This window comes from Dietzia sp. NPDC055340, from assembly GCF_053645335.1.
Genome location: NZ_JBSHML010000011.1, coordinates 115,599 through 135,750 on the forward strand (window position 1 = coordinate 115,599; position 20,152 = coordinate 135,750).

Below are 20,152 nucleotides of genomic sequence, written 5' to 3' on the forward strand. Positions count from 1 at the left end.
TGTTCGCTGGTGCTCTGCTGTCGGCGGTGATCAGGTGGTGGGGCCGTCGGGCCCCAGGAAGCCGGGGTTGGCCTCGCAGAACTCCCGGCTGCCGGTGTAGGGGTCGGAGAGGTCGACGTGCCGTTCCCGGCCGCGGGTGTCGACGACGACGACGTGGTCCCATCCGGCGGCGTGGACGCGATCCCCGAGTTCGGCCAGGAAACGTCCGCGGGCCCAGGCCCGCGTCGTCTCCGGGGGTGTCGTGATGGCGGCGTCGATCTCGGCATCACCGGTGAGCCGGCGGATCGCGCCCTTGGCGACCAGTCGGTTGTAGAGGCCACGCCCGGGGTCGATGTCGTGGTACTGGAAGTCGATCAGGGCGAGCCTGGCGTGGTCCCAGCCCAGGCCGTCACGGGTTCGGAAGCCCTCCAGCAGCCGGAGCTTGGCCGGCCAGTCGAGCCGGTCCGCGCACGACATCGGGTTCTCCTCGAGGGCGTCGAGGATCTCCCGCCACTCGGCGAGCACCTCGAGAGCCCACGCTGGTCGGCCGGAGCCGTCGCCCACCATCTCGGTGACCCGCGCCAGGATCTCCCGCTGCATCGCCAGTGCGGTGATCTCACGGCCGTCGGCGAGCGGCACCGTCGCCGTGAGGCCCGGGTCGTGGCTGATCGTGTGCACGGCCTCGACCGGGTCCGTGGGGAGCAGATCCGCGAAGTCGACGCCGGTCTCGATCGCGTCCAGCACCAGGCAGGTGGTGCCGATCTTGAGGTAGGTGGACAGCTCCGCCATATTGGCGTCACCGATGATGACGTGCAGGCGTCGCCACGTCTCGTCGGTGGCGTGCGGTTCGTCGCGCGTGTTGATGATCCCGCGGCGCAGCGTGGTCTCGAGCCCGGTCAGAACCTCGATGTAGTCGGCCCGCTGGGAGATCTGGAACCCGGCGGTCTGCCCTTCCTGACCGATGCCCACCCTGCCCGCGCCGGTGTACACCTGCCGCGACAGCAGGTGGGTGGCCAGACTGAGGGTCAGCGCGTCGAAGTCCACGTCGCGACGCACGAGGTAGTTCTCGTGGGCGCCGTACGAGGCCCCCTTGCCGTCCACGTTGTTCTTGTAGAGCTTGAGCTCCGCGTTGTCCTCCGTGGTCGAGGACTCCACGCCGGCCCGGTGCATGATGACCTCGCCCGCCTTGTCCCAGATCACGGCGTCCCGCGGCGAGTCGACCTCCGGGGCCGAGTACTCGGGGTGGGCGTGATCGACGTAGAAGCGCGCGCCGTTGGTGAGCACCCGGTTGGTCACACCGAACTCGCTGGGGTCGTACGCCCGGGCGATGCCGAGGTCGAACCCGCGGGCGTCCCGGAGCGGCGACTCGGACTCGTAGTCCCACCGCGCCTCGTCGGCGCCGCCCGCGCCCTCACCCGGATCGGTGTAGGCCTTGACCACCTGGGTCGAGGTGACGACCGAGCTCAGCAGCGGCTGGCCCACGGCGACGATCCCGAACTCGATCTCGGTTCCGATGATCCGGCCGCGCACGGGGCGGGGCGGGCGGGCACTCGCGTTCATGCGCTCTCTTCCCTGTTCGGCACGGTGACCTCCACGACCCGCTCGCCACGCACGCCGGTCAGGCGCGCCCACTCCTGTGGGTTGGAGGTGTTGGGCAGGTCGGTGTTCTCCGCGAACTCGGCCTCCACGGCGTCCAGGAAGTCGTCCGTGGTCAGGCCCTTACCGGTGCCGTGCACGATGTCCTTGATCGCGAGCTTCTTGGCGCGGTCCACGATATTGCGCAGCATGGCCCCCGACGTCAGATCTGCCAGGTACATCGAGGAGCGGCGGCCGGAGGCGAACACCAGGTGTGCGTACGTGGTCGAGGCATCACGGGTGTAGAGGCGCTCGGTGACGCGCTGGATCAGAGCCGCCACGTGTTGGTCGGCGGCGGCCCCCGCCATGTCGTCGGGGTCGAAGCGCAGATCGGTGGTGACGTACTTGCCGAGGATGTCGACCGCCGCCTCCCGGTCCGGGCGGTCGATCCTGATCTTCAGGTCCAGCCGGCCCGGGCGCAGGATGGCCGGATCGATCATGTCCTCCCGGTTGGAGGCGCCGATCACGATGACGTTGCGCAGGTCCTCCACGCCGTCGATCTCCGCGAGCAGCTGCGGGACGATCGTGGTCTCCATGTCCGAGGAGACGCCCGATCCACGGGTCCGGAAGATCGAGTCCATCTCGTCGAAGAAGACGATCACCGGATTGCCCTCGGTGGCCTTCTCGCGGGCCCGTTCGAAGATCGAGCGGATGTGCCGCTCCGTCTCGCCCACGTACTTGTTGAGCAGCTCGGGGCCCTTGATCGACAGGAAGTACGAGTTCGGGTATCGGCCGTCGTCCACGTCGTCGCCCCGCGACACCGCCGCGGCCCGGGCCAGCGAATGCGCCACAGCCTTGGCGATGAGTGTCTTGCCGCAGCCGGGCGGGCCGTAGAGCAGCACGCCCTTCGGCGGCGCGAGATGGAACTCGCGGTACAGGTCATGGTGGATGAACGGGAGCTCGATCGCGTCGCGGATCTGCTCGATCTGCTGGCCGAGCCCGCCGATGTCCGAGTAGTCGACGGTCGGGACCTCCTCGAGCAGGAGTTCGTCGACCTCCGCCTTGGGCACCACCTCGTACGCCACGGCCGCCTTCGGGTCCACCAGGACCGCGTCACCGGGCCGTACCGGCGCCGGATGGTCGGCGGTCCGGCTGCCCCGGAGGTGATCGGCCAGGTGCACGATGTGCTCCTCGTCGTTCCCCATGACGACCCGGGCACGCAGCCCGTCCGCCAGGACGTCCCGGAACATCGCCGTGACGCCGGTGGTGGGCAGGTCGGACGAGGCCTCCAGGACGGTCAGCGCCTCGTTGAGGCGGACCGTCGTGCCGACCGTGAGCGTCGCCGGTTCCACGCCGGGCGCGAGCGTCAGCAACATACGGCGGCCGGAGGTCATGACCTCGACGGTGTCGCCGTCCACCGGCTTCGAGAGAACGACCCCGTAGGTGCTGGGCGGATTGCCGAGCCGCTCGACCTCGCCCTTGAGGGCCTCGAGCTGGTCCCGGGAGTCCTTCAGCAGCTCCGCGAGACGCACGTTGCGGGCGCCGAGGGCATCGATCTTGACCGTCTTCTCGCGATCCGACCGGGCCCCCTCGTCGGCCGCCTTGCGCAGCCGCACCAGCTCCGCCCGGTCGACCGAGACCCGATCATCACCCTGTCCGGCCGGGGAACGTCCCTCGGTCACGCGATCACCTGCCCTCCGGTTCGCCGACGAGACCCCTCGTCGTCGTCACCTCCACCCTATCGCCGCGGTGAGGCGCGGGCGCGCCGGCCAGGCTGTTATCCGATCAGCCCTTTCCGGCGCGGCGTTTGGGCTTGAGGGTGGTCACACCCTCGGCGAGGCGACGCGCGGTCACCAGGAACGCGGTGTGGCCCTGCATGCGGTGCTCGGGGCGCACGGCCAGACCCACCACGTGCCACCCGCGGTTGATCGACTCCCACGCGCGGGGCTCCGTCCAGCACTGCTGGCGGCGCAGGCCCTCCACCACATCCGACAGCTGCGTCGTGGTGGCCACGTAGACCACCAGTACGCCGCCCGGGACCAGGACGTCCTTCACGGTGGGCAGGCACTCCCACGGCGCCAGCATGTCCAGGATGACCCGGTCGACCTGACCGTCCAGCTGCTCGACCGACGTCTCCGCCAGATCCGCAACCCGCAGATCCCAGTTGTCGGGCAGGTCGCCGTAGAAGGTGCGGACGTTGCGCTCGGCGTGTTCGGCGTGGTCCTCGCGGATCTCGTAGGAGAACACCCGGCCCGACGGGCCGACCGCGCGCAGCAGCGAACACGTCAGCGCGCCCGAACCGGCTCCGGCCTCCAGGACGCGTGCGCCCGGGAAGATGTCGCCCTCGTGCACGATCTGCGCCGCGTCCTTGGGATAGATGACCTGGGCGCCACGGGGCATCGACAGCACATAGTCGGTGAGCAGCGGCCGCAGTGCCAGGTAGTCGGCGTCCTTGGTCGAGGTGATGATCGACCCCTCGGGCGCACCGATGAGATCGTCATGCTTCACCGCGCCGTGATGGGTGAAGAACTCCGCCCCCTCGACCAGGACGACGGTGTACTTGCGCCCCTTGGTGTCGGTGAGCTGCACGCGGTCGCCGATCGCGAACGGGCCGGATCGCTGCACTGTGGACCTCCAGGGTGACGGTGGGGGCCGGATGTCCGACCGGTTGTCTACCCTGCCAGGTGTGATTGATCCCCTCGAAATCGGTGACGGTAACAATGTGGGCGCCGCCCGGGACATCGGCGGCGGCGAGGATGTCGGTGGCACCGGCCCGGTCGTCCCCGAGCGTAAGCCGCTGGCGCTCTCGGCCTCGCGCGCGTCGGACTTCCAGCGGTGCCCCCTGCAGTACCGGTTCCGTACCGTGGACCGGATCCCGGAGCCAAAGACGCGCGCACAGGTGCTCGGCACGGTCGTGCACTCCGTGCTCGAGGAGCTGTACGGACTCGAGCAGTCGGAGCGGGCCCCGCAGCGTGCCGCGCAGCTGGTGCCCGGCGCCGTGGAGCGCTTCTACGAGGTCGAGGGCGGCGCGGAGGTCGTCCCGCTCGCGGGGCGGGACGAGTTCCAATCGGATGTCGCCGCGATGGTGGCCGGGCTCTACGGCGTCGAGGACCCGCAGCGCTTCTCCCCCGCCTCGTGTGAGCAGTACCTCGTCACGGCCACCTCCGCCGGCACCCCGCTCCACGGCTACCTCGACCGCGTGGACCTGGCGCCGACCGGTGAGGTGCGGGTGGTGGATTACAAGACGGGCAAGCCGCCGCACCCGCGTTTCCAGGACCAGGCCATGTTCCAGATGCGGTTCTACGCGCTGATGTACCAGCGCATCCACGGGGTCCTGCCCGCCCAGCTGAAGCTGATCTACCTGAAGAACGGCAGCTGGCTCACCCTCACACCGGATCTGGCCACGATGGTCGAGACGGAGTCCACGCTGGACGCCCTGTGGACGGAGATCGAGGAGGCCGGCAGGACCGGGGACTTCCGCCCCCGTACGTCGAAGCTCTGCGGCTGGTGCGATCATCAGGCGTTGTGTCCGGCGTTCGGGGGGACCCCGCCGGAGTACCCGGGCTGGCCCGGGTCGCGAGTGGTGCCGGTCGATGCCCCGAATCTGCTGGCCGGTGATCAACGAACCGAGGAGCGGTCATGACGGAGGCCTATTACGAGCGGCTGGGTGCCGAGGACGGCTGGGAGGTGTTCCGGGCGTCCGAGCACACCGTGAGCGCGTGGGGGCCGGAGCTCCAGCACGGGGCGCCGCCGTCGGCCATACTCACCCGCGCCATGGACCGACTCGACGGAACCGACGGGACCCGCATCTCCCGGATCGCGGTGGACCTGCTGGGCCCGGTACCGCTCGGTGAACTGCGGACGCGGGCGCGGATCGCGCGCCCGGGCAAGCGGATCCAGCTCGTCGAGTCGGAACTCGAAGCGGGCGGCCGCGTGGTGGCCCGCGCCAGCGCGTGGCGGATGCGTGCCGGGGACACCTCGGCGGTGGAACAGACGGTCGACAGCCCACGGGTACTGCCCGCGGCCGACTTCGACAGCTCGTTCTTCACCCGGTGGACCAGCGGATACATCGACTCGCTGCAGATTCGCGGTGCCGAGGACGGGATCGTGTGGGCGCGCCCCAGGTATCCGCTGGTCGCCGGCGAGACAATGTCACCGGTCGAGCACGTCATGTGCATCGCGGACATCGCCAACGGGGTCGGAGCGGTGCTGGAACCGACCGAGTGGCGCTTCCTCAACACCGATCTCGTCACGCACCTCCATCGCCTGCCCCGGGGCGAGTGGATCGGGGTGGACGCCCACGCCTCGATCGGACCCGACGGGGTCGGTGCGACGTCCGGAACGCTCTATGACGCGTCGGGTGCGCTCGGGCACACGCTCCAGGCATTGCTCATCGAGCCGGTGTAGATCCCTGCCGGCGGGCGCCGTCGAAAGGGGCTGGGAAGCCGGACAGCCCCGGAAAGCCTGAACGCGTGGCGTCCGGTCCTCCGGGGCTGACGGCGATTCGCCGAGTGTTGTGGGCGTCAGCCCATCCGGCAGGAACGGATATCGGTCGCGATGATCGACTTCGCGCCGGCCACGGCGAGTTTGTCCATGATCGAGTTGACCCGCTTGCGCGGCACCATCGACCGCACCGCGATCCACGCCGGGTCCGCCATCGGCGAGACCGTCGGCGACTCGAGGCCGGGGGTGATCGTCGAGACCTCGTCGAGCAGTTCACGGGGGCAGTTGTAGTCGAGCATCATGTACTGCTGTGCGAACACCACGCCCTGCAACCGCGCGCGCATCTGGGCCATCGCCGGCGACACATCGGCGTCGATCCGCGAGATGAGCACACCCGAGGAATCGCACAGGATGTCGCCGAACGCCTCAAGTCCGTGGACCTTGAGGGTTCGACCGGAGCCCACCACGTCTGCGATGCAGTCCGCCACGCCCAGCTGGATCGAGATCTCCACGGCGCCGTCGAGACGGATGACCTCGGCCTCGATCCCGCGGTCGGCGAGATCGCGTCGGACGATGTTGGGGTACGAGGTCGCGATCCGGGAGCCCGCGAGACGCTCGGCCGACCAGCCTTCGCCGGCCGGGCCCGCGTAGCGGAAGGTCGAACGGCCGAAGCCCATCTCCAGCAGTTCGTCGACCTCGGCCATCGAGTCGGCCGCGAGATCCCGGCCGGTGATACCCAGATCGAGACGGCCGGAGCCGACGTAGACGGCGATGTCCTTCGGGCGGAGGAAGTAGAACTCGACATCGTTCTCGCGGTCGATCAGCGAGAGATCCTTGCTGCCCTCCGGTCGGCGGCGGTACCCGGCCTCGGAGAGCATCTCGGAAGCGGACTCGGACAGGGCGCCCTTGTTGGGCACTGCGACGCGCAGCATGGTGGCTCCTGGGAATAGGTGCGTAGGGGTGGGCGTGGGTGACGGTCTACAGATGTCGGTAGACGTCTTCGAGGCCCAGGCCCCGCTTGAGCATCATGACCTGCGTCCAGTAGAGAAGCTGGGAGATCTCCTCCGCCAGTTCGGCGTCCGACTGGTATTCGGCTGCGATCCAGACCTCGCCGGCCTCCTCGATGACCTTCTTGCCGAGATGGTGTACGCCCTTGTCGAATGCGGTGACGGTCCCGGAGCCCTCAGGGCGCGCGGCGATCCGCTCGGACAGTTCGGCGAACAGCGAGTCGAAGGTCTTCACACGCCCGATTCTCCCACAGCGACAGCGGCGGGTGTCCCTGAGGTGAGCGTGTGCAGTGCGGAGACCCCGACACCCACGAGTGTCGGGTGGGTGTGTGCGCCGGTCACGTCGGGCTGACCATCAGTGGACGGCACGTACAGCACGCGGCAGCCGGCGGCCACGGCGGCGGTGGCGCCGGTGACGGAGTCCTCGATCGCCACCGAGGAGCGGGGGTCCACACCCAGACGCGCGCAGGCGAAGAGATAGGGGTCCGGCGCGGGCTTCGCGTCGGGGACCATGCACCCGGTCACCACCACGTCGAATCGCGACCGGTTGATGAACTCGAGGGGCACCTGAGCCACGTCTGCCGTCGTGTTGGTGACCAGCGCCACCGGGGTTCCGGTCTCCGCGATCTCCGCGAGGAGCTCCTCCGCCCCGGGGCGCCACGTCATGTCGGTCCGCATCAGTTCGGTGACCCGTGAATTGAGCCGGTGCGCGAGACGATCGAACTCCTCCCCCTCGATCCGGTGGCCCGTGTATTCACCGAGGATCTCGAAGAAGCCGTGCAATGAGTTTCCGAGCGTCCGCTCTCGAGTCGACTCGTCCAGGGGGCGCCCCATGTGCTCGGCGAGCTCATAGACGGCGACGTCCCATAGTCGTTCGGTGTCGACGAGGGTCCCGTCCATGTCGAGACAGATGGCGGACGGGGCACGATCACACGCGATGCTGGTCACGGCCTACTGTCTACCCGAACGCCCCGACCCGAGGAGTGGGCGTGCGCGGACGGGGGCACGCCCACTCCCCCGGCGAGCACACGGAAACGACGACGCGGCCCGGACCGCTGTGGGTCCGGGCCGCGTCGCACACCGGTCAGGTGTTGAAGTACTTGGCCTCCGGGTGGTACAGCACGAACGCGTCCGTGGACTGCTCGGGGTGCAGCTGGAGCTCCTCGGACAGTTCGACTCCGATCCTCTCCGGCTGAAGCAGGTCGATCACGACCTTGCGGGACTCCAGATCCGGGCACGCCCCGTAGCCGAAGCTGTACCTCGCGCCGCGGTACTTCAGGTTGAAGTACTCATCGATGCTGTCCGGGTCCTCGGCGGAGACGGCACCCTCCGGCAGTCGGAGTTCGTCGCGGACGCGGCGGTGCCAGAACTCGGCGAGGGCCTCGGTGAGCTGGACGGAGAGGCCGTGCACCTCGAGGTAGTCGCGGTAGTTGTCGCCCGCGAACAGCTCGTTGGCGAAGTCCGCGATGGGGGTGCCCATCGTGACCAGCTGGAACGGGAGCACGTCGACCGCGCCCTCCGCCCGGCACCGCTCGCGGGATGCCAGGAAGTCGGGGATGGACAGGAATCGTGGTCGCTGCTGACGGGGGAAGGCGATCTTGTGGATCACCTCGGCGTCCGGCCGCGGTTCGGCCAGCACCCAGATCTCGTCGCCGACCGAGTACGCCGGGAAGTACCCGTAGACCACGGCGGCGTGGGACAGGATGCCCTTGGTGGTCAGGCGGCTGATCCAGTCCCTCAGCCGCGGACGGCCCTCCGTGGCGACCAGCTCGTCGTAGTCGGGCCCGTCGCCGCCGCGGGTGCCGCGCAGTCCCCACTGGCCGAAGAAGAGCGCGCGCTCGTCCAGGTGGCCGGCGTAGTCGGCGACCGGGATGCCCTTGGCGATCCGCGTTCCCCAGAACGGCGGCGTCGCGATGGGCTGATCCGCCGCCACGTCCGACCGTTCCGGGACGACCACGGGCTCGGCCTCCGCCGCGCGCTTGGCCGCGATCCGCTCCGAACGGGCGCGGCGCTCACGACGTTCGGCGGCCTTGGCCGCGGACTCCGACGACTCGGCCATCGGGACACCGGTGCGCTTGGAGGTCATCACCTCGTCCATCAGACGCAGGCCCTCGAACGCGTCGCGGGCGTAGAACACGTCGCCCTTGTACATGTCGGCCAGGTCGACCTCGACGTACGCGCGCGTCAATGCGGCTCCGCCCAACAGCACCGGGAACTCGTCCGCGATCCCCTCTGTGTTGAGCTCGGACAGGTTGTCCTTCATCACCACGGTGGACTTCACGAGCAGGCCGGACATGCCGATCACGTCGGCCTTGTGCTCGCGGGCCGCGGAGATGATGTCCGCGATCGGCTGCTTGATGCCGATGTTGACGACGTCGTAACCGTTGTTGGACAGGATGATGTCCACCAGGTTCTTGCCGATGTCGTGGACGTCGCCCTTGACCGTCGCCAGGACGATCCGGCCCTTGCCGTCCTCGTCGCTGGCCTCCATGTGGGGCTCGAGGTGGGCGACCGCGGCCTTCATCGTCTCCGCGGACTGCAGCACGAACGGTAGCTGCATCTGCCCGGACCCGAAGAGTTCGCCGACGGTCTTCATGCCGTTCAGCAGGTGCTCGTTGATGATCTGCAGCGGCGGGATCTGCTCCATCGCCGCGTCGAGGTCCGCCTCGAGACCCTTTCGCTCACCATCGACGATGCGTGCGGCAAGGCGCTCCATCAGTGGCATCGCCGCGAGTTCGGCGGCCCGGGCGTCCTTGGCACTGGCGGCGGAGACTCCCTCGAACAGCTCCATGAACACCTGGAGCGGGTCGTAGCCCTCGCGGCGGCGGTCGTAGACCAGGTCCAATGCGACCTCACGCTGGCGCTCGTCGATCTTGCTCATCGGCAGGATCTTGGAGCTGTGCGCGATCGCCGAGTCGAGGCCGGCCTGGATGCACTCGTGGAGGAACACGGAGTTGAGGACCTGACGGGCCGCGGGGTTCAGGCCGAACGAGATGTTCGACAGTCCCAGCGTGGTGTGGATCGCCGGGTGCGCGTCGGTCAGTCGTCGGATGGCCTCGATCGTCTCGATACCGTCGCGACGCACCTCTTCCTGACCGGTGGAGATGGGGAAGGTCAGGCAGTCGATGATGATGTCGTCCTCGGCCACCCCCCAGTTCGCGGTGAGGTCGGCGATGAGACGTTCCGCGATCTCGACCTTGCGGTCCGCCGTGCGCGCCTGGCCCTCCTCGTCGATGGTGAGTGCGACCACGGCGGGACCGTGCTCGGCGACCAGACGCATGATCTTCTGGAACCGGGAGTCCGGCCCGGCACCGTCCTCGTAGTTCACCGAGTTGACCGCGCAGCGGCCGCCCAGGTGCTCGAGGCCCGCCTTGATCACCTCGGGCTCGGTGGAGTCGAGCATGATCGGGAGCGTGGAGGCGGTGGCGAAGCGGCCCGCGAGTTCGGCCATGTCGCCGGCGCCGTCGCGCCCGACGTAGTCGACACAGAGATCGACCATCTGGGCGCCGTCGCGCATCTGCTCCTTGGCGATATCCATGCAGGTGTCCCAGTCGGAGGCCAGCATGGCCTCACGGAACCGCTTGGAGCCGTTGGCGTTGGTGCGCTCGCCGATCATGATGATGCCGGCGTCGGCCCGCATCGGCGTGGAGGTGTAGAGCGAGGAGACGGCATTGATCGGCTCGACGGGTCGCTCGGCCTTCGTGCGGGACAGGACCTGCTCCTTGAGCCGCGTGATGTGCTCGGGGGTGGTGCCACAGCAGCCACCGACCATCGTCAGGCCGAACTCGGAGACGAAGTCCGCGACCTGGGGCGCGAACTCCTCGGCACCGAGCGGGTAGATCGCACCGTTCGGGCCCAGCTCGGGTAGGCCGGCGTTGGGCATGACCGACACCGGGATCTCGGAGTGCTGGGACAGGTAGCGCAGGTGCTCCACCATCTCGGACGGGCCGGTCGCGCAGTTGAGCCCGATCATATCGATCCCCAGGGGCTCGAGCGCGGTGAGGGCGGCGCCGATGTCCGAGCCGAGCAGCATCGTGCCGGTTGTCTCGATGGTCACGTGCGAGATGATCGGCAGCCGACGGCCGGCGGCGGCCATTCCGTCTTTACAGCCGAGCACGGCCGCCTTGACCTGGAGCAGGTCCTGGCTGGTCTCGATCAGGTAGGCGTCGGCGCCGCCGCGGGCGAGGCCCTCTGCGGCCTGGGCATAGGCGCTACGGATCTCCTCGAAGGTGGTCTGACCGAGCGAGGGCAGTTTGGTGCCCGGACCGAGTGACCCCAGGACCATGCGGGGGGTCCCGTCCTCGGACGGGCCCATCTCGTCGGCGACCTTGCGGGCGATGGCCGCCCCCTTCTCGGCGAGCTCGCCGATCCGGTCGACGATGTCGTAATCACCGAGGTTGGACAGGTTGCAGCCGAAGGTGTTGGTCTCGACGAGGTCGGCGCCGGCCTCGAAGAATGCGCGGTGGATGTTCTCGACGACGTCGGGCCGGGTGGCGTTGAGGATCTCGTTACAACCCTCGAGGCCGAGGAAGTCGCCGTCGACGGTGAGGTCAACAGCCTGCAACATCGTGCCCATCGCCCCGTCGCCGATCAGCACACGCCCACGTGCGGCATCCAATAAGGGCGAATCGAAATCGACAGACATGGGCCCCAGTGTATGGGTGAGGCGGAATCGGACGTACGTAGGCTGTACTGATGACTGTCGAATGGAGTCCTGACGGGCATCTGGATCTGGAGAGCCCGGTCATGATCGTGGCCTTCGAGGGCTGGAACGACGCCGCGGATGTCGCGACCGGGACGATCGAGCATCTCGCCCTCAACCTGGAGGCGCGGGAGATCGCGGAGATCGGCGGCGACGAGTTCTTCGACTACCTGGATCAGCGCCCTGTCATCCGGCATTCGGGCGGGGTATCGCGGTCGATCGAGTGGCCGCGCATCGTCGTGTCCGCGTGTCGTCCCGATGGCGTGGCCAATGACGTGTTGCTCGTCCGCGGCCCGGAGCCGGCATTGAGGTGGCGCACTTTCGCCTCCCAGTTCGTCGACCTCGTGGACACTCTCGGGGTGTCCCAGGTGGTTCTGCTCGGGGCGTACCTGGCGGATGTCCCGCATACGCGTCCGGTGCCGCTGACCGGCACTGCGTTCAGCCGTCAGCGCATGTCGTCGATGGGGGTCGAGGCCTCCGACTACGAGGGGCCCACCGGGATGACCGGGGTGCTGCAGCAGATGCTGACCGAGGCCGGTGTCCCCACCCTGAGCCTGTGGGCGGGGGTCCCCCACTACGTGGCGTCGCCGCCCAATCCCCGCGGCACGGAGGCGATGCTGTCCTGGCTCGCGGAGAACCTGGGCATGGCCGTGGCGATGGACGCCCTCCGGGCGCAGTCCAGGACCTGGGTGGAGAAGGTCGACACCGCCGCGGGCGAGGACGAGGACCTCCGTGACTACATCCGCTCCCTGGAGGAGCGGATGGACGAGGAGAACGAGATCGACCACGGGGACGACCCGGAGCCGGACCGGGGACGTGCCTCCAGCGGTGAGGCGATGCCGCTCGTCGACGGCGACGCGATCGCGGCGGAGTTCGAGCGCTTCCTGCGCGGGGACCGGGACGAGCCGGACGCCGGCTGACGCGGGTCAGTCGGCGGATGCACGGACGCCCAGCAGGGCGTCCAGGGCGGTGGAGATCAGCTCTCCCGCCACGGGGTCGGTCGATTCCCCGGCCAACGTCGCCGCCGCCCAGGAATCGATCGCCTCGAGAGCGCCCGGGGTGTCGAGATCGTCGGCCAGCCGCGCCCGCAGGGTTGCGATACTGGCACCGGCATCGGCACCGGCGCCACGGGCGATAGCGGTGTTCCAGGTCGAGTAGCGGACGCGGGCCTCGTCGAGGATCTCGGCAGACCACGAACGGTCGGTGCGATAGTGGCCGGCGGCCAGCCCCAGCCGGATGATCGCCGGGTCCACGCCCTCCTCGCGCAGTGTCTGCACGCGGACGAGGTTGCCGAGTGACTTGCTCATCTTGACGCCGTCGAGGCCGATCATCGCCGAATGCACGTAGAACCGGGCGAACGGACGCTCGTCACAGGCGGCCTCGGCGTGGGCAGCGGAGAACTCGTGGTGTGGGAACGCCAGGTCGCTGCCCCCGCCCTGGATGTCGAAGTTCATCCCGAGACGGTTGCGTGCGATCGCAGAACACTCGATGTGCCAGCCGGGGCGCCCCTCTCCCCACGGCGAGGGCCACGAGGGCTCACCGGGTCGCTGCACCCGCCACAGCAGGGCGTCCAGGGGGTGCTCCTTGCCACTGCGGTCCGGATCGCCCCCGCGCTCGGCGAATGCAGCCGCCATCTCGTCGTCGTCATATCCCGACTCGTAACCGAAATCCGGCGTCGCTCGATGGCGGTAGTAGACATCCGAGTATCCGTCGACCTCCGGGTCGATGCGGTAGGCGTGCCCGCGCTCGATCAGCTCGCCGACCATCTCGACCACCTCGTCGATCGTCTCGGTGGCCGCCACGTACTGCTGTGGTGGGAGGACGCGCAGCGCCTCCATGTCGGCACGGAACCGATCCGTCTCGGCATCGCCGAGCTCGCGCCAGTCCACGCCGTCGCGGTCCGCCCGCTCGAACAGCGGATCGTCGACGTCGGTCGTGTTCTGGACGTAGTGGACGGCATGGCCCGCGTCCAGCAACTGTCGGTAGACCAGATCGAAGGTCAGGTACGTCGCGGCGTGACCGAGATGAGTCGTGTCATACGGGGTGATCCCACAGACGTACATCCGTGCGAGAGGCCCGGCCGCCACCTCACGGACCGCACCGCCCGCGGTGTCGAACAACTTGAGGGGAACGCCGTCGCCGGGAAGTGAGGGGACGACAGGCGAGGACCACGAGTGCATGGGGCCGAGTCTAGAGACCCGGCCGGATCAGAAGAGCGGCCAGGGTAAGGGGTAACCCGGGCCCGGGACGGGGAACCGCCCGTCGGTGAGGAGTCCGTCCACGCGCCTTGCCAGCGCATCGATCTCGTCGGACGAGAGCAGGTGTGTCAGTCGGCTCGCGAGGCCGCCCTCCCAGGCCAACTCCCCGGCGAGCCTCGTCAGGTCTGCCACGGCACCCCCGACGAGGGGTTGACCGGCCCACCCCCACAGTACGGTGCGGACCTTCGGGTCCACATGGAACGACAACCCGTGGTCGATCGCCCAGGAGCGACCGGCGCGGTCGACCAGGACGTGGCCGCCCTTGCGGTCGGCGTTGTTCACCACGAGGTCGAGCAGGGCGATACGGCGAAGTCTGTCGTCGGTGTCGTGGGCGACGACGACCTCCTCGCCCCGGGAGCCCTCACCCCGGAGGACCACCGCGCGGCCCTCCGGAACCGAGTCGACCGGATGGACATCCACGGGGTCGTAGGCGCCGCCCACGCTGTCGCGTTCGTCGATCCACCGCTGTGCCATCCCCCGGCCACCCGGGCCGTGTGCCGTGACCGTCTCGGGGATCAGATCCCACCCCAGGGCCGCGGACACCACAAAGGCCGCGACCTCCCGGGCTGCGAGGCTCCCGTCCGGGAAATCCATCAGGGGCCTCTCCCCCGCCGACGGCTTGTACACCCATCCGTCTCCGTGCTGATCCACACAGCGGTACACGGCGTTGCTGCCGGACGGGATCCGGTGCAGGACGGTGAGTTCGGGGCCGGCTGACGATCTGGTCACGGATCGATGAGCTCGGTCAGTGCCTCACCGGATCGTGGACGGTAACCGTTGAGCCGGACGCACAAGTGGCCGGTGGTGTCGATCGGCTCACCACACAACGGGCAGGGCTCGCGGCCCGCGGAGACCACCTTGTCGCTGCGCAGGACGAACTGCCGGGCGCGCTGCGGGGTGAGGAACACGCGGAGTGCATCGGGTGCGTCCTCGGAGTCCGACAGCACCACCGACTCGTCCGTGGCCGACGGGTCGATCGCCAGGAGCTCCACGACGACCTGACCCCTGTCGCCGTCCCAGCCCAGACCCATCGTGCCCACGTTGAACTCGGGGTCGACCGGCATCTCTAGCGGGTCGAGGTCATCGACCATCCCCCCCGCCGGCGGTACCGGGAAGTCGGACTTGCTGGCGATCTCGTCGAGCAGATCCCCCATCCGGTCGGACAGGATCTTTGCCTGTTGCTTCTCACACCTCACGGTGATGGTGCGTCCGGACTCCGTGGCCTGGACGAAGAAGACCCGCTCGCCGGGCTGGCCGACCGTGCCCACCACGAACCGGGTCGGCTCGCGGAACTCGTGGACTGCCCTGCTCATGCCGGTCGTCTCCTCGTGTCGGTGTGTGGATCTGTGCGGGTGGTGGTGCGGTTCATCAGGGTACGTTCCCGCCCGGCACGGCATCGGATTCAGAGTGCCCGTCGGTCGGGGTGCCCACGTGTCCGGCCGGGTCGCCGTGAAGACCGGTCAGGTCGCCGCCGGTGTCGTTGACCCGGAGCACGAACGGGCGGTGCGGGGTGTACCGCACCACCGAGAGGGACGCAGGTTCCACGACGATCCGTTGGAACTGGTCCAGGTGCATCCCGTACGCGTCGGCCAGGACCGACTTGATCACGTCGCCGTGGCTGCAGGCCACCCACAGCACGTCCCGGCCCGCCTGCTCGGCGAGGTGCCGGTCATGGCGACGGACGGCGTCGACGGCCCTGGTCGCCATGGCCGCCAGCGACTCGCCCCGCGGGAACACCGCGGACGAGGGATGCTGCTGTACCACCGACCACATGTGTTCGGAGGCGAGTTCCTTGAGCGGCCGCCCGGTCCAACTCCCGTAGTCGACCTCGGTCAGACCGTCCTCGATCACGGGATCCAGACCGAGGGCGCCGGCGAGCGGTTCCACCGTCTGGCGGCATCGCATGAGCGGGGATCGGACGATCGCCCCGACCGGGAGTCCGGACAACCGACCGCCGAGCTCGGTCGCCTGGGCGAGGCCCGTCTCGTCGAGTCCGACCCCCGGCGTCCGCCCGGCGAGAGTGAGCGCGGTGTTGGCGGTGGAGCGGCCGTGCCGGAGCAGGATGACGGTCATAGGAGGCAGATTACCGACGCGGCATCGATCAGGCGGTCACGTCAGGTCGCGGGGATGGTGCCGGTGGCGAGCAGGCCCATGACCAGCAGGCCGAGAATGATGCGGTAGCCCGCGAACCACGCCAGCGAGTGCTTCTGGACGAAACGCAGGAGCCAGGCGATCGCGGCGTAGCCGATGACGAAAGCGATCGCCGAGCCGACCAGTAACTGGACCGCGCTCGCCGACTGTCCGACCGACGGCTCGAACGCGTCCGGAAGACTGAACAGCCCCGAGGCGAGGACGGCGGGAATGGCGAGGAGGAACGAGAACCTCGCCGCCGCCTCGCGGGACATGCCCAGGAACAGACCTGCGGAGATGGTGCCGCCCGAGCGGCTCACCCCCGGGATGAGCGCGAGGCATTGGGCCAGCCCCATCACGATCGCGTCCTTCATCTTCAACCCGGCCAGGGATTTTCCGTCGACGGGACGGTCCTGCCTGCCGACCTTCTCCGCGATGAGGAACACGAAGGAGAAGAGGATCAACACGATGGCGGTGATCCAGAGGTTCCGCGCGGCGTCCCGGATGAGGTCCTTGCCGACGAACCCGATGATCGCGATCGGGATGGAACCCACGATGACGAACCACCCGAGGCGATAGTCCGGGTCGTCGCGACGCGACGAGTCGAACACCCCTCGGAACCACGCCACGAGGATTCGGACGATGTCCTTGAAGAAGAAGACGAGGACCGCGGCCTCGGTGCCCAGCTGGACCACCGCGGTGAACGACGCTCCGGCGTCGGCCCCGAACCACCAGGTCGAGAAGATCCGGAGGTGGCCGGAGGAGGAGACGGGGAGGAACTCGGTGAGTCCCTGGAGCGCTGACAGCACGATGACCTGGATCCAGGACATGCCTTCCAGCGTCGGTGCGGCGAGGACCGTTGTGTTCACGGTGCGGCTCTTTCTCGTAGAGGTCAGGCATGGGCGGGGGTCACGACGCACTCGTGTGCCGGTCGCACGCCGTGAGGGTAGTCGCCCGGCCCTGATCGGCGCCTGGTGACCTGCGTGGTGGACAATAGAGCGCGTCGAAAGGAACACCGTGACCCGTCGTGTCCTCCGCCGATCAGGCGTGCCCGCCGCACTTCTCGCGCTCGTTGTGGGGCTCTCCGCCTGCTCGTCCGCGACCAGCCAACTCGAGGAGGGGCAGCTCGCCCAGGGCAGCGCGGCTCCGGCGGAGTCCCCGCAGGTCTTCGAACCCGAGGGCGGAGAGCTCGTTCCGGTCCCGGGATCGGTCCGGGCGGTCGTGGCGGTCGGTGATCGGGTCGCCGTCCAGTCGCAGACCGGGCGCGACCTCCAGATCGGCCGTGTCGACGGCACCAGGTGGATCCCCGAGCACTCCGTCGAACTCCCCGCGGACGCGGGTACCGCCACCGGGGGTGACGACGGGTCGTTCGTCGTCCCCTACCCCGACGGCGTCGTGGTGGTCTCCCCGGAGGGGCGGTCGAGGCAGATATCCGGGATGGGGCCGGTCACCGCCGCTGCGGTCACGCAGGAGGGGAAGCTGATCACGGGCACCGCAGAGGGTGAGGTGGTGATCCGCGACGCCGAGGGTGTCGAGGAGACGCGGCTCGAGGGTCTGACCTCGGTGGACTCACTCACCGTGGCACGGGACGGGTCCGTCACCGCACTGAGTCGTACGGACACCGTGATCGCCTCGATCGACCCGTCCGAGGAGGTCGCGGGCCCGCTGCTGCGGGCCGGTCGCGGGGCCGGGATGATGAGCGACCTCGGCGAGGGGTCCCTGGTCGCCTCCGACACTGTGGGAAACACGCTCCTGGTCTATTCGACCTCCCCGGTGCGCCTCCATCAACAGTTCCCCGTAGGGGCAGCTCCGTGGGCGGTCGCCGAGGACCCCTCCCGGTCCGTCGTGTGGGTCACCTCTACCGGGACCAACACGGTTCAGGCGTACGATCTCGGCGACGGGATCGGTGTGCTGCGCGCGGAGATCCCGACGGTGCGCCAGCCCGACGCCCTGGCGGTCACCGACTCCGGCACCGTGGTGGTGGGGTCCGCGGATGGCGCCGGGCTCCACCTGATCCGACCGAACCTGGCCGGCCCGGCCGGCTGACCTTCGCCGACCGCAGACGTCTCACCTGAGGAGAACCGTGTACGCGCTGCTCAAGAAGCTGCTGTTCCGCTTTCCCGCGGAGCGGATCCACCACCTGGTGTTCGGTCTGATCAAACTCCTGACGCTGATCCCGCCGCTCGGGTCCCTGGTCCGGCGGATCCTCGGGGTGCGCGACCCTGTTCTCTCGCAGGAGGTGCTCGGCCGCACCTTCCCCGGTCCGCTGGGGCTGGCCGCCGGGTTCGACAAGAACGCTGCCGCGGTCGATTCCTGGGGCGCGATCGGGTTCGGGTTCAGTGAGGTCGGCACCGTCACGGCCTCCGCCCAGCCCGGCAATCCCGCCCCCCGTCTGTTCCGGCTGGCGGAGGACCGCGCGATCCTCAACCGGATGGGGTTCAACAACCACGGGGCCGGAAACGCGGCCAACAACCTGCGCCGGCGACGCAGCAGCGATCCCGTGGGCATCAACATCGGCAAGACGAAGGTCGTCCCCGCGCAGGACGCGGTACGTGACTACGTCGCCTCCGCGACCATGCTCACCGGGCTCGCCGACTACCTGGTCGTCAACGTCAGTTCCCCCAACACGCCCGGGCTGCGGGACCTGCAGGCCGTCGAATCGCTTCGGCCCATCCTCGCGGCGGTACGCGATGTGGCGACGATTCCGGTCCTGGTGAAGATCGCTCCCGATCTCGACGACCGGGACATCGACTCGGTGACCGATCTCGTCCTGGAACTGGGTCTGTCCGGGATCGTCGCGACCAACACCACGATCTCGCGCGACGGGCTGCGCACGCGCGCGACGGACGTCGAGACGCTGGGCGCCGGCGGCATCTCCGGGGCACCCGTCGCCGCCCGTTCGCGTGAGGTGCTCTCGCGCATCTACTCCCGGGCGGGCGGCAGAATCGTCATCATCTCCGTGGGCGGGGTCGAGACGCCGGAGGACGTCTGGGATCGGATCACCCACGGTGCGGATCTCGTGCAGACCTACACGGGATTCATCTTCACCGGCCCGTCACTGCTGTGGGAATCCAGCCGCCTGGTGGCACGACGCCTCCGCCAGGGCGGGTACAGCTCCCTGGCGGAGGCGGTCGGGTCGGCCGTGCGATCCGGTCCAGCTGATCGCTGAGCCCGCGCAGCGCGCCGTCCTACTGCTCGTAGAGCGCGGTGGTGGTTCCGCGGGCGAGGCCCTGGCCGAACAGATTGAAGCCGAGGAAGGCGCACGAGGCGTCATCGCCGAGTTCGATCACGTCCCCCACCGCATGGACGGCGAGGATGTAGCGGTGCGGTCCGTGGCCGGCCGGGGGCGCCGCACCCACGAAGCCCTTGAAGCCGGCGTCGTTGCGCAGCACTGCGGCCCCCTCGGGTAGCCCCGAGGTGTCGCCGGCGGTGCACGCGCCCTCCGGAAGGGACGTCACGTCCGCCGGGATATTGGCCACGGCCCAGTGCCAGAACCCGGAGGCGGTCGGCGCGTCCGGGTCGAAGACGGTCACGGCGTAGCTCTTCGTGCCCTCGGGGCCTGCGCTCCAACTCACCTGCGGTGACTTGTCCGCACCTCCCTCGACGCCCATCACGCCGCCCAACTGTGCCGGGCTGAGGGTGGCGCCCTCGGTGTAGGACTCGCTGGCCACCTTCAGCAACGGCAGATCCGGCAATGCGAGGTAGGGATCGGGCACACGGAACTCGGTCATCGTCATCCTCCTGAATCGGACTCCACCGGAGGGTGTCCTCCAGCCGGTCACGTCCCTGTCTACCAGCGATGACCGGGACGCGCCGGGAGGATCCGGCGCCCGATTTGGTCAGCGGATCAGGCATCGGCTAATGTCATTCCTCGCACGGCCAAGGCGGGGAGATCCCCGCACCGGCGGAGCAGGTGTGCAAGCGCGAGTGGCGGAATGGCAGACGCGCTAGCTTGAGGTGCTAGTGTCCTATTAACGGACGTGGGGGTTCAAGTCCCCCCTCGCGCACACTGTGTCGAGACAGTAGAAGGGCCCCGGATCCGATTGGATCCGGGGCCC

Annotated in this window: 17 protein-coding genes, 1 tRNA gene and 1 pseudogene; 6 read left to right on the forward strand and 13 right to left on the reverse strand. The window is 69.0% G+C overall.

The features are described from left to right. Positions 1–30 precede the first annotated feature (30 nt). The 3 genes and pseudogenes from dop to ACWIFB_RS10250 form a co-directional block, all read right to left on the reverse strand. Positions 31–1,539 (reverse strand): depupylase/deamidase Dop, encoded by a 1,509-nt coding sequence (dop, locus tag ACWIFB_RS10240; protein ID WP_454058177.1) that lies wholly within the window; start codon positions 1,537–1,539, stop codon positions 31–33. A gap of 26 nt (positions 1,540–1,565) precedes the next feature. After that, positions 1,566–3,236, reverse strand: a pseudogene (gene arc / locus ACWIFB_RS10245) (proteasome ATPase); the annotation flags it as partial. A gap of 103 nt (positions 3,237–3,339) precedes the next feature. Continuing rightward, positions 3,340–4,179 carry a tRNA (adenine-N1)-methyltransferase gene (locus ACWIFB_RS10250; RefSeq protein ID WP_344996005.1) on the reverse strand — a complete coding sequence of 280 codons (840 nt, stop codon included), beginning with the start codon at positions 4,177–4,179 and terminating at the stop codon, positions 3,340–3,342. A gap of 115 nt (positions 4,180–4,294) precedes the next feature. Here ACWIFB_RS10250 and ACWIFB_RS10255 point away from each other — a divergent pair, with 115 nt between their 5' ends. Continuing rightward, positions 4,295–5,197, forward strand: coding sequence for a RecB family exonuclease (locus ACWIFB_RS10255; protein ID WP_452099058.1), 903 nt, complete (start codon positions 4,295–4,297; stop codon positions 5,195–5,197). Further along, on the forward strand, positions 5,194–5,961 hold the full coding sequence (locus tag ACWIFB_RS10260) for a thioesterase family protein (protein WP_452098843.1): 768 nt from the start codon (positions 5,194–5,196) through the stop codon (positions 5,959–5,961). The genes ACWIFB_RS10255 and ACWIFB_RS10260 overlap by 4 nt, the downstream gene beginning before the upstream one ends. A gap of 116 nt (positions 5,962–6,077) precedes the next feature. Here ACWIFB_RS10260 and hisG read toward each other — a convergent pair whose 3' ends face one another. The 4 genes from hisG to metH all read right to left on the reverse strand — a co-directional run bounded on the left by hisG (position 6,078) and on the right by metH (position 11,649). Beyond that, the gene (gene hisG, locus ACWIFB_RS10265; protein WP_454058178.1) at positions 6,078–6,929 is read right to left on the reverse strand and encodes an ATP phosphoribosyltransferase; all 852 of its coding nucleotides are present in this window, start codon (positions 6,927–6,929) and stop codon (positions 6,078–6,080) included. 46 nt (positions 6,930–6,975) lie between these two features. After that, a complete protein-coding gene (locus ACWIFB_RS10270; protein WP_230928958.1) occupies positions 6,976–7,239 on the reverse strand; it encodes a phosphoribosyl-ATP diphosphatase in 264 nt (87 codons plus the stop codon). Next, on the reverse strand, positions 7,236–7,952 hold the full coding sequence (locus tag ACWIFB_RS10275) for an HAD family hydrolase (RefSeq protein ID WP_454058179.1): 717 nt from the start codon (positions 7,950–7,952) through the stop codon (positions 7,236–7,238). The genes ACWIFB_RS10270 and ACWIFB_RS10275 overlap by 4 nt, the downstream gene beginning before the upstream one ends. A 136-nt stretch (positions 7,953–8,088) precedes the next feature. After that, positions 8,089–11,649 (reverse strand): methionine synthase, encoded by a 3,561-nt coding sequence (gene metH / locus ACWIFB_RS10280; protein ID WP_454058180.1) that lies wholly within the window; start codon positions 11,647–11,649, stop codon positions 8,089–8,091. A 50-nt stretch (positions 11,650–11,699) separates the two neighbouring features. On the opposite strand from metH, the gene ACWIFB_RS10285 reads away from it, so the two are divergent. After that, positions 11,700–12,626, forward strand: coding sequence for a PAC2 family protein (locus ACWIFB_RS10285; RefSeq protein ID WP_454058181.1), 927 nt, complete (start codon positions 11,700–11,702; stop codon positions 12,624–12,626). Between the two features lie 6 nt (positions 12,627–12,632). Here ACWIFB_RS10285 and mshC read toward each other — a convergent pair whose 3' ends face one another. The 5 genes from mshC to ACWIFB_RS10310 are packed head-to-tail and all read right to left on the reverse strand — an operon-like array spanning position 12,633 to position 16,924. After that, positions 12,633–13,886: a cysteine--1-D-myo-inosityl 2-amino-2-deoxy-alpha-D-glucopyranoside ligase gene (gene mshC / locus ACWIFB_RS10290; protein WP_454058182.1), complete on the reverse strand. Its 1,254-nt coding sequence runs from the start codon at positions 13,884–13,886 to the stop codon at positions 12,633–12,635. 27 nt (positions 13,887–13,913) lie between these two features. Further along, positions 13,914–14,693, reverse strand: coding sequence for an SCO1664 family protein (locus ACWIFB_RS10295; RefSeq protein WP_454058183.1), 780 nt, complete (start codon positions 14,691–14,693; stop codon positions 13,914–13,916). Further along, the gene (locus tag ACWIFB_RS10300) at positions 14,690–15,277 is read right to left on the reverse strand and encodes a DUF3090 domain-containing protein (RefSeq protein ID WP_452098849.1); all 588 of its coding nucleotides are present in this window, start codon (positions 15,275–15,277) and stop codon (positions 14,690–14,692) included. The genes ACWIFB_RS10295 and ACWIFB_RS10300 overlap by 4 nt, the downstream gene beginning before the upstream one ends. Before the next feature lie 55 nt (positions 15,278–15,332). Further along, on the reverse strand, positions 15,333–16,037 hold the full coding sequence (locus tag ACWIFB_RS10305) for a histidine phosphatase family protein (protein WP_230928951.1): 705 nt from the start codon (positions 16,035–16,037) through the stop codon (positions 15,333–15,335). A gap of 41 nt (positions 16,038–16,078) precedes the next feature. Further along, positions 16,079–16,924 (reverse strand): undecaprenyl-diphosphate phosphatase, encoded by an 846-nt coding sequence (locus ACWIFB_RS10310; protein WP_452099059.1) that lies wholly within the window; start codon positions 16,922–16,924, stop codon positions 16,079–16,081. 187 nt (positions 16,925–17,111) lie between these two features. Here ACWIFB_RS10310 and ACWIFB_RS10315 point away from each other — a divergent pair, with 187 nt between their 5' ends. Both ACWIFB_RS10315 and ACWIFB_RS10320 read left to right on the forward strand, forming a co-directional pair. Then, the gene (locus tag ACWIFB_RS10315) at positions 17,112–18,140 is read left to right on the forward strand and encodes a YncE family protein (RefSeq protein ID WP_454058184.1); all 1,029 of its coding nucleotides are present in this window, start codon (positions 17,112–17,114) and stop codon (positions 18,138–18,140) included. A gap of 37 nt (positions 18,141–18,177) precedes the next feature. After that, entirely contained in the window at positions 18,178–19,263 is a 1,086-nt protein-coding gene (locus tag ACWIFB_RS10320; protein ID WP_452098851.1) for a quinone-dependent dihydroorotate dehydrogenase, read from the forward strand. A 19-nt stretch (positions 19,264–19,282) separates the two neighbouring features. Here ACWIFB_RS10320 and ACWIFB_RS10325 read toward each other — a convergent pair whose 3' ends face one another. Continuing rightward, the gene (locus ACWIFB_RS10325) at positions 19,283–19,825 is read right to left on the reverse strand and encodes a YbhB/YbcL family Raf kinase inhibitor-like protein (protein ID WP_454058185.1); all 543 of its coding nucleotides are present in this window, start codon (positions 19,823–19,825) and stop codon (positions 19,283–19,285) included. A gap of 190 nt (positions 19,826–20,015) precedes the next feature. On the opposite strand from ACWIFB_RS10325, the gene ACWIFB_RS10330 reads away from it, so the two are divergent. Continuing rightward, positions 20,016–20,101, forward strand: a tRNA-Leu gene (locus tag ACWIFB_RS10330). Positions 20,102–20,152: the final 51 nt, after the last annotated feature.